This window comes from Dyella sp. 01N36, from assembly GCF_056399745.1.
Genome location: NZ_JBFTRY010000025.1, coordinates 25295 through 35471 on the forward strand (window position 1 = coordinate 25295; position 10177 = coordinate 35471).

Here is a 10177-nt window from a genome sequence, read left to right on the forward strand (position 1 = left end):
CGAAGGGCTGCGGACGTGATGTCCCGTGCCCGGTTGGGTCTGCAAGGAGTGGCTAGGCGTGAGCAAGTTCGTGAAAGCATCTCTGGTGGTGTTGGCGGTACTGATGATCCTGGGTGGCGCGGCGTTCGCCTGGACCCAGCACAGGATTGGAAGCAGCCTGGAATTCGCGGCGCGCGAATTGCCGCCTATCGCCGATCGAATCGGCGATGTATCGCGGGTGGAGAACATCCATTTGAGCGAATACGCGGCTCATTGCGCCATGGATGTGTGTGAGCGCTATGTCTCGCGTGTCGTGGGTTCGAAGGGCGCCCTGCTGATGGCGGCCGACGTGGCGCCTCAGGCGGCGGATCCAGACGATGAGGTCAGCCATATTGTCCTGTGCGAGGAGGATGGGGCGTTGATCGATCGCATGGGGGATGTGGGGGAGATCGCTGGCGGGTTGTACTGTTTGTAACGTTGTCGCGATCTGCCTCGCCCGTCGCGTCAGACGGGCACCCGGGCGGCAAGCGCTACATCACGAGCCAAACAACGCCCGCCGTTGCCGCGCGCCTCTTTTGTAGGAGCGCACTTGTGCGCGACCAGCCGACGGAGCGTTACACCCATGCGCTGCGGTCGCGCACAAGTGCGCTCCTACAAGGGATCGCGCAGGCCGGTACCGATCGGCTCTTTGTGGGAGCGCACCCTGTGCGCGACAAACCTACGGAGCTGTGCACCGCAGCGTGGCTGTCGCGCACAGGGTGCGCTCCCACAGACAAGCMCGCGYGGCAAAGGGAAKGCGGRACGWCTAAAGCCGATGCGCAGCGAGGCCCGGCTTTAAGTCCTCWGCGAYTCGGGCGCGTTGCGCAGCGCTTTGAAGTACCCCCTCTGTACCCTCGRAGGTTGTCCCACAACGACTCGCCTCGAGCGTTCGGGCTTATCCCAGCACCATGCTGCGGGTGTTATGGCGCAGGGATGAAAAGCGAAGGCGTCCCCGCACCGGGATGACGATCAAAACCGATCCACCCCGCACCGCCCAAAAAGAAAAGCCGCCTCAAACAAGGCGGCTCCTCCAGAACATCCACATCGTTCGCTCCACCCAGGAACAACCCTCACAGGTCATCCCCACAAACGATCAGCTAAGACGGATCAATGCTTGCTCGGCGCAGCCGTCGCCGGCACCGGCGCCGCATAGGGCCCGCGATTCAACGCCAACCCCTTCAACACATTCAACGCCTGCGACAACGCATAGTCCTGCGTCGCCAGCTTCGCATTCTCGGCGCTGCCGTCGTTGTCGATGTCCTTGCCCAGTTTCGAATCTTCGTTGGCAAGATGATTGGGCAGGTCGGCTTCCGAGCTCACCAGCACGGCGGCGCTGTCGGCCTTGTTCACCGCGAGGTCGGCGAGGGGGATATCGGGCTTGATGCCTTCGGCCTGGATCGAGGTGCCGTTGGGGGTGTAATAGCGGGCGGTGGTGATCTTCACCGCGTGTTCGTTGTCCAGCGGCAGTACCGTCTGCACGACGCCCTTGCCGAACGTGCGGCGGCCGACAATCAGCGCGCGGCGGTTGTCCTTGAGTGCGCCAGCCACGATTTCAGCGGCCGAGGCGGTGCCGTTGTCCACCAGTACGACCATGGGCGCGCCATTGAGCAAATCGCCGGCGTGCGCCTCGAAGCTGAGATTGGAATCCTGCAGGCGACCGCGCGTGGTGACGATGGTGCCGGCGTTGAGGAAATCATCGCTCACGCCCACCGCTGCCGTGAGCAGGCCGCCCGGATTGGAGCGCAGATCCAGGATGGCGCCCTTTTGCGTGCCGTTCTTGCGGATCAGCTCGCCGAGCTTCTTTTCCAGATCCGGCGCGGTGTCATCCTGGAATTGGCTGATGCGGATATAGGCGTAGCCGGGTTGGATCTCGCGCGTCTTGACGCTGGTGACCGAGATTTTCTCGCGCACCAGCGGCATGTCGATGGGCTTGTCGCTCTTCTCGTGCAGGATGGTGAGCGTCACCTTGCTGCCTGCATCGCCGCGCAGCGCCTTGAACATGTCGTCGATGTTCTCCGGGTCCACCACCTTGCCATCGACTTTCACGATGGTATCCCCCGGCTTGATGCCGGCGCGCGAGGCGGGTGTGTCGTCGATGGGGGCGATGATGCGCAGCGTGCCGTCGACCTGCAGCACTTCGATGCCGAGGCCGCCGTATTGGCCGGTGGTGTCCTCGCTCAGTTCGTCCAGGCCTGCCTTGTCCAGGTATTCGCTGTGCGGATCGAGGCCGCTGAGCATGCCGCTGATGGCGGCCTTCATCAGGGTCTTGTTGTCCACCGGCTCCACGTAGGCCTGACGAACAATTTCATAGACGCGGCTGAAGTTGCGCACGTCGTCGAGGTCTACGCGGTCGGGGGCGGACGAGGCCTTGGCCGGTGCGACGTCGGCGGCCTTCTTGGCGGGGCTGGCCGGGGTGGGCGCGGTCTGCGCCTGCACCAGCGGCGCCGCCAGCAGCAGGACGGCCAGGCTCAAGGTGGGAAACCGCATGGATGGGGGACTCCGGTATAGCCGTGGGGGCGTGCCCGGCAGCGGGCCGCGTTGCCGCTTTGACCGCCGGATGTCGCCAAAATTCAACATGGTACGCAGGTTAGCCTGCGACGCTGCGTAGGCGGCGTCAATCGTGGAATAGATCAGAACATCCCTGGATCAACCTTTCTTGCCCAGCCAGGTGCGCGGGTCCACCGGCTGGTTGTTCTGGCGCAGCTCGAAGTAGACGCCGGTATTGACCCCGGTGGGCGCGCTGGCCGTGCCCACGGCCTCGCCGGCAGTGATCTGGTCGCCCACGCCGTGCAGGACGGTCTCGTTGTTGCCGTACATGCTCATCCAGCCGCCGCCGTGGCTGACGATGACCAGCATCCCGTAGCCGCGCAGGAAGGCGGCATAGACCACCCGACCCGCTGCCACCGCGCGCACTTCGCTGCCGCCCGGCGCCTTGATCAGCACGCCGCTGCCGTAGCTGTTGACCACGCCGGCAGCGGGCCAGGGCAGGTTGCCGCGGATATTGGCCAGGCCCTTGCCGGCGGGCGGCGCGGCCTTGCCTTCGCTGGCCTTGGCGGCGCGTTCGGCCTCGCGGGCGGCCTCATCGATCGCCTTCTGAAGCGTGGCGACCAGCGAGTTCAGCGAGGCCTCGTTCTGCTTGAGGGCGGCCAGCTTGCCGGCCTGGTCCTTGTATTGGGCATCGGTCTCGGCCACCAGCTTGGCCTGGCTGGCGCGCTGTTGCTCCAATGCCTTGGCCTGGGTCTCGCGCTCGGCGCGCGCGGCCTGCAGGGCCTGTTGCTGGGCGGTGATCTCGGTTTCCAGGTCCTGCAGCTTGGCCAGGTCGCCCATCAGCTTCTGCACGCGGGCCACGCGGTCTTCCTGGAAATACTTCGAATAGGCCAGCGCCTGGGCGATGCGGGTTACGTCGTCGTCGCCCATCAGCAGGCGCAGGTCCGAGCCGCGCCCCAGGGCATAGGTGGCGCGCAGCAAGTCGGCGATGGCGGCGCGCTGGCCTTCGAGGTTCTTCTGCAGCTCGGCGCGCTGGGCCTGCAGGTCGGCCAGCTCCTTCTGCTTGGCTGAGAGCTGGGTGTCGGTCTCGCGCACGGCCTTGGCGGCCCCGGCCACGGCATTGGCCTGCTTGGCCAGCTCGGCGGTGGCGCTGTCGCGCTTGGCGGCGGTCTCGGCCTGTTCCTTGGCCAGCGCATCCATCTTGCTGTGCAGCTCCTGCAGCTTTTTCTGAGCCTCGGCCTGCTCGGCCTTGGTCTTGCTGTCCTGCAGGGCCCACGCCGGCTGGGCCGCGATGGCGAGGGCGAGCGCGCCGGTCACGGCGCAGGCAAGGGGGCGGGCACGACGGAGTGGTATTGGCATCGGGCGATTATCACAGAGCGCGATGACGGCGTGCGAGCGGGTCTGCATCGCCCGCTGGTCCCGGTCATGTGCTCTTCATCGCAAGGCCGGTGCGATCACTGGTATGCCCGCGACGATCGATCGGGTGTATGCGCACGCTGATACAAGTGCGTGCACCGGCAACAAGCAGCGACGACGTCATCGATGGATACATGGTGTCTTCGCGGTGCGCGCGATGTCTTGCCGACAAAAAAAGCTTCCAGTTGAAACTTTCATTTGGACGTAAAGATGTCTTTGACGCGACGCACCATATGTGCTTTAGTCGAGGCCACACTTATGGATGCGTGACAGCGGCGCCCTCGGCACCGTTGGGACGACGCGTCTCCCACCATCGGCCGGGGAGGCAAGATGGCGCAGGCAGGTCCAGCGACGCTATACGACGCTGCGTTCGAGCACGACAGCTGTGGGTTTGGTCTGGTCGCACAGATCGACGGTCGCGCGAGCGCATGGGTAGTGGACACCGCATTCAATGCGTTGGCCAAACTTTCCCACCGCGGCGGCGTGAATGCCGACGGCGTGAGCGGCGACGGCTGCGGCGTGCTCTTTCATCGTCCGCTGGGCTGGTTGAAAGCGCTTGCCGATGAAGCGGGCATCGCGTTGGGCGAGCGTTTCGCTGCGGGCGTGGTGTTCCTCGATCCGAAGGGCGATGACGCCGCGGCCTCTACGCTGGAAGACTATCTGCGCGAAGAAGGGCTGCACGTTGCCGGTTGGCGCGATGTGGCGGTGAATGCCGAGGCCTGCGGTCCCCTCGCTGCCGCAGCGAAGCCGCGCGTGCGCCAGGTCTTTGTGGAACCGGCGGCATCGATGGACGAGGGCGTGTTCGAGCGTGCGCTGTTCCGCGCGCGCCGTCGTGCCGAAGCGGCGCTTGCGGCCGACGAGCATTTCTATGTGGTGACGCTGTCCGCGCAAGTTATTGGCTACAAGGCAATGGCGGCGCCTGGTCGCCTGCGCGAAGTGTTCGCCGATCTCGTGCATCCGGCGCTGAGCGCGGATGCGGTGGTGTTCCACCAGCGCTTCTCCACCAACACCACGCCGCAATGGCGGCTCGCCCAGCCGTTCCGCCTGCTGGCGCACAACGGCGAGATCAACACCATCCGCGCCAATCGCCGCTGGATGCAGTCGCGCGAATCCATCCTGCATTCGCCGCTGGTCGACCTCTCCGATATCGGCCCGCTGGTACGCCAGACGGGCTCGGATTCGGAAAGCCTCGACAACGCGCTGGAAGTGCTGATCGCCGGCGGCCTCGATCTGCTTGCCGCGATGCGTGTGCTGGTGCCGCCGGCGTTTGCCGCGCGCGAGGGCATCGATGAAGACCTCGCTGCGTTCTACGAGTATTACGCGCTGCATAGCGAGCCGTGGGATGGCCCTGCAGGTCTGGTGATGTGCGATGGGCATTACGCTGCGTGCACGCTCGATCGCAACGGCCTGCGTCCCGCGCGCTGGGCGTTGTCGGCGGACAATCACCTCATTGTCGCCTCCGAAGCAGGCCTGTGGGATGTGCCGTCCTCGCAGGTTGTGGCCAAGGGCCGCCTCGCCCCCGGTGAAATGATTGCGGTGGATCTGCAGCAGCATCGCTTGCTGCGCGACGCCGACATCGACGATATCAACCGCAAGCGCGCACCGTTCCGCGACTGGCTACGTGCGGGAGTTAGTTATCTAGAGTCGGACCTGATCGATCCTTCGCTCGCTGCAGAGCCGCTGCCGGCCGACGAACTGCGCCGTTACCAGAAGCTCTACGGCCTCTCACGCGAAGAGCGCGAAACCGTGCTCAAGGCGATGGTGGAGCTGGAGCAGGAAGCGACTGGTTCGATGGGCGATGACACGCCCATCGCCGCCATGTCGCGCCAGGTGCGTCCGCTGTTCGATCGCTTCCGCCAGGGCTTTGCCCAGGTCACCAATCCGCCGATCGACCCGTTGCGCGAAAAGTTGGTGATGTCGCTGGTGACGCAGATCGGTCCGGAGAGCAATGTATTTGACCTCACGCCGGAGAACGCGAAGCAGATTCTGATCAATTCGCCGGTGCTTTCGCAGCGCAAGCTGCGGCAGTTGCTGGGACTGCCGCAGTTCGTGGGCACGCCACGCTTCGACTTGATGTATGCGCCCGAGGAAGGCCTCGAAGCCGCGCTGCAGCGCCTCTGCCGCGAGGTGGAGAAGGCGGTGCGCGAGGGCTGCCAGCTGGTTTTCCTAAGCGACCGCTATCCGCAGCAGGACTTGTTGCCGATCCATTCGCTGCTGGCGGTGGGTGCGGTGCATGCGCATCTGATCGATCAGGCTTTGCGTTGCCAGTGCAACATCCTGGTGGAAACGGCGACGCCGCGCGATCCGCATCAGTTCGCCTGTCTGCTCGGGTTTGGCGCGACCGCGATCTATCCGTGGCTGGCTTATCAGAGCCTGTTTGAGCTGGGTCGCGAAGGGCATATCGCCAGCGACCGTTTCGAGATCGGTCGCAGCTATCGCCGCGGCATCCGCAAAGGACTGCTGAAGATCCTGTCCAAGATGGGCATCTCCACCGTGGCCGGCTATCGCGGTGCGCAGCTGTTCGAGATCGTCGGTCTCGCCCCGAGCGTGGTGGCGTTGTGCTTCCCGGGCACGCCGTCGCGCATCGGCGGCGCGGGCTTTGCCGAACTGGAACACGACCAGCAGATCCTCGCTGCCGAAGCATGGAGCGATGCCTCGCCGTTGCGTGCGGGCGGCCTGTACAAGTTCGTGTACGGCGGCGAGTACCACATGTACAACCCGGACGTGATCGGTACGCTGCAAAAGGCCGTGCGCACGGGCAGTCAGGCCGACTATCGGAACTACGCAAACTTCGTCGACCATCGTCCGCCGTCGGCACTGCGTGACCTGCTGTCGCCGCAGCCGCTAGGCAATGCCGTGCCGATCGAGGAAGTGGAATCGGCGCAAAGCATCCTGCGTCGTTTCGATTCGGCCGGCATGTCGCTGGGTGCGTTGTCGCCCGAAGCGCACGAGGCGCTGGCCATCGCGATGAACAGGCTTGGTGCGCGCAGCAATTCCGGCGAAGGCGGCGAAGATCCGGCGCGTTACGGCACCGAGAAGACGTCCAAGATCAAGCAGGTCGCCTCGGGTCGCTTCGGCGTCACGCCGCAGTATCTGGTCAATGCCGAGGTGCTGCAGATCAAGATCGCGCAGGGCGCCAAGCCCGGTGAAGGCGGCCAGCTGCCGGGCCATAAGGTGGACAGCACGATCGCGCGACTGCGTTACGCCAAGCCCGGCATTGGCCTGATTTCGCCGCCGCCGCACCACGATATCTATTCGATCGAAGACCTAGCCGAACTGATCCACGACCTCAAGGAGGTCAATCCCGACGCGCTCGTGTCGGTCAAGCTGGTCAGTCACGCCGGCGTCGGCACGGTGGCGGCCGGCGTGGTGAAAGCCGGCGCAGATCTCATCACCATCAGCGGCCACGACGGCGGCACCGGTGCGAGCCCGCTCACCTCGATCAAGTACGCGGGCACGCCGTGGGAACTGGGACTGGCGGAAACGCAGCAGACCCTGCGCCGCAACGACTTGCGCGGCCGCGTGCGCCTGCAGACGGATGGTGGCCTCAAGACCGGTCTCGACGTGATCAAGGCGGCGATGCTGGGTGCGGAAAGCTTCGGCTTCGGCACCGGCCCGATGGTGGCGCTGGGTTGCAAGTACCTGCGCATCTGCCATCTCAACAACTGCGCCACCGGGGTGGCAACGCAACATCCGGTGCTGCGCAAGGAACACTTTATCGGCCTGCCCGAGATGGTGATGAATTACTTCGGTTTCCTCGCCGAGGACGTGCGTGCGCATCTGGCTTCGCTGGGCGCGCGCAGCCTGGATGACATCATCGGTCGCGCCGATCTGCTGGAACAGGTGGACGGCACCACGCCGGTGCAGCACAAGCTCGATCTTGCGCCGCTACTCGGCTCGGGAGCGCTGGCCGATAACGTGGACTTCGCCTGTACGCTGCCGCGCAATCCGATGCGCGATGACGCCGCACTGGCGACGCGCATCGATGAGGCGACGCGCGCGGTCGTGGCGAGCAAGGCAGGTGGCGAGTTCGCCTTCGAGATCGCCAATACCGATCGCGCCATTGGTGCGCGGCTGTCGGGCGAAGTGGCGCGCCTGCATGGCGACCACGGCATGGACGAAAGCCCGATCCTGCTGAAACTCAGCGGTGCCGCCGGGCAGAGTCTTGGCGCCTGGAACGCCGGCGGCGTGCATATCGACCTGGTGGGCGAGGCGAATGATGGCGTGGGCAAGGGCATGGCGGGCGGACGCATCGTGGTGCGTCCGCCAGCGGATTCGCCGTTTGCCAGTCACGATGCCTCCATCATCGGCAACACCTGTTTGTACGGTGCCACCGATGGCGAGTTGTTTGCGGCCGGTAGGGCCGGCGAACGATTCGCGGTGCGCAATTCCGGCGCGCTCGCCGTGGTCGAGGGCGCCGGCGATCACTGCTGCGAATACATGACGGGCGGCGTCGTCGCTGTGCTGGGCAAGGTGGGCCTGAACTTTGGCGCGGGCATGACCGGTGGTTTCGCCTATGTGCTCGATATCGAGCGCAGCTTCGTGGACTGCTACAACCACGAGCTGGTCGACATCCTGCGCATCTCGCCGGAAGGCATGGAGCATTACATGCAGCACCTACGTTCCCTGGTGTCACGTCATGTCGAGCTGACTGGCAGCGACTGGGGTCGTCGGATCCTGGCGGACTTCCGCGGCCTGCAATACAAGTTCTGGCTGGTCAAACCCAAGGCGGCAAGCCTGGCGGCATTGGCCGAAGAGCTGAGGAGCGCTGCATGAGCGCAGACTCCAAGACCTTCCAGTTCCTCAACGTGCAGCGACAGACGCCGCGCACGGTGCCGGTGTCGATCCGCGTGCTCGGCTATGGCGAGATCTCCGGCGATTTCGGCGCGTCGCAGGCGGGCACCCAGGCGGAGCGCTGCATCGATTGCGGCAATCCGTACTGCGAGCATGAGTGCCCGGTGCACAACTACATTCCGAACTGGTTGAAGCTGGTGCAGGACGGTCGCCTGATGGAAGCGGCGACCTTGATGCACGAAACCAATCCGTTGCCGGAAATCTGCGGACGCGTCTGCCCGCAGGATCGTCTGTGCGAGGGCGCGTGCACGCTGGAGCAGACCGCGTTCGGTGCGGTCACCATCGGCAGCATCGAACGCTGGGTGACCGACGAAGCGTTGCGCCAAGGCTGGAAGCCGGATCTCTCCGCCGTGCGCGAGACCGGCAAGCGCGTGGCCATCATCGGCGCCGGACCGGCCGGCCTCTCCTGTGCGGATCGACTGCGCCGCGCCGGCATCGCCGCCGATGTGTACGACCGCCAGAGCGAAATCGGCGGCCTGCTCACGTTCGGCATCCCGCCCTTCAAGCTCGACAAGAGTGTGGTGCGCACGCGTCGCCAATTGCTGGAAGGCATGGGCGTGCGCTTTCTGCTCAACCGCGAGGTGGGGCGCGATATCGAGTTCGGTCAGTTGCTGGACGAATACGACGCGGTCTTCGTCGGCACCGGTGCGTACACCTATGTCGATGCGCAACTGCCGGGCCGCGAGCTGCATGGTGTGCACGATGCACTGCCGTTCCTGATCGCCAACACGGAACGCCTGCTGCGCGATGGCGCGGTCTCGCCGGCCTTCGATTTCCGCGGCAAGCACGTCGTCGTGCTCGGTGGCGGCGATACCGGGATGGACTGCAATCGCACGGCGATCCGCCTTGGCGCCGCCAGCGTGACCTGCGTGTATCGCCGCGACGAGGCGAACATGCCCGGCTCGGCGCGCGAGGTGAACTACAGCCGCGAGGAAGGCGTGAACTTCCTGTTCCAGCGCCAGCCGCTGGAGATATTGGGCGGCGCGCGCGGCAATGTGCGCGGCGTGCGCGTAGTGGAAACGGCGTTGCTCGATGACGGCGATGGGCGCATGCGTCCGCAGAACGTGCCGGGCACGGAGTATGTGATCGACGCCGACGTGGTGATCCAGTCGTTCGGTTTCCTGCCCAGTCCGCCCGATTGGCTGCGCACGCATGGCGTGGCGCTGGACAGGACCGGCCGCGTGATCACCGGCGCGAACGGTGCGCTGCCGCTGCAAACCAGTCATCCGCAGATTTTTGCCGGGGGCGACAATGTGCGTGGCGCGGATCTGGTGGTGCGTGCCGTGTACGACGGCCGAGAAGCTGCCGGATCGATCGTCTGTCTGTTGCAGCAGGTCGATGCGCCGGCGCTCGCGCACGCCTGACCATTAACCCCTCACCCCCCACCTGTGGGAGCGCACCC

5 protein-coding genes are annotated in these 10177 nt (G+C 65.3%); 3 read left to right on the forward strand and 2 right to left on the reverse strand.

Going from position 1 to position 10177, the window contains the following annotated elements; genetic code table 11:
* Positions 1-58 precede the first annotated feature (58 nt).
* Positions 59-454, forward strand: a complete 396-nt coding sequence (locus AC1DMG_RS07890) for a hypothetical protein (RefSeq protein WP_441605519.1) — start codon at positions 59-61, stop codon at positions 452-454.
* A gap of 671 nt (positions 455-1125) precedes the next feature.
* Here AC1DMG_RS07890 and AC1DMG_RS07895 read toward each other — a convergent pair.
* Entirely contained in the window at positions 1126-2505 is a 1380-nt protein-coding gene (locus tag AC1DMG_RS07895; protein WP_441605518.1) for a S41 family peptidase, read from the reverse strand.
* Positions 2506-2664: 159 nt separating this feature from the next.
* Positions 2665-3864, reverse strand: a complete 1200-nt coding sequence (locus tag AC1DMG_RS07900; protein WP_441605517.1) for a murein hydrolase activator EnvC family protein — start codon at positions 3862-3864, stop codon at positions 2665-2667.
* A gap of 387 nt (positions 3865-4251) precedes the next feature.
* On the opposite strand from AC1DMG_RS07900, the gene gltB reads away from it, so the two are divergent.
* Both gltB and AC1DMG_RS07910 read left to right on the forward strand, forming a co-directional pair.
* A complete protein-coding gene (gene gltB, locus AC1DMG_RS07905; protein WP_441611470.1) occupies positions 4252-8697 on the forward strand; it encodes a glutamate synthase large subunit in 4446 nt (1481 codons plus the stop codon).
* Complete coding sequence (locus AC1DMG_RS07910) at positions 8694-10139, forward strand: FAD-dependent oxidoreductase (protein WP_441605515.1); 1446 nt, start codon at positions 8694-8696, stop codon at positions 10137-10139. The genes gltB and AC1DMG_RS07910 overlap by 4 nt, the downstream gene beginning before the upstream one ends.
* Positions 10140-10177 lie beyond the last annotated feature (38 nt).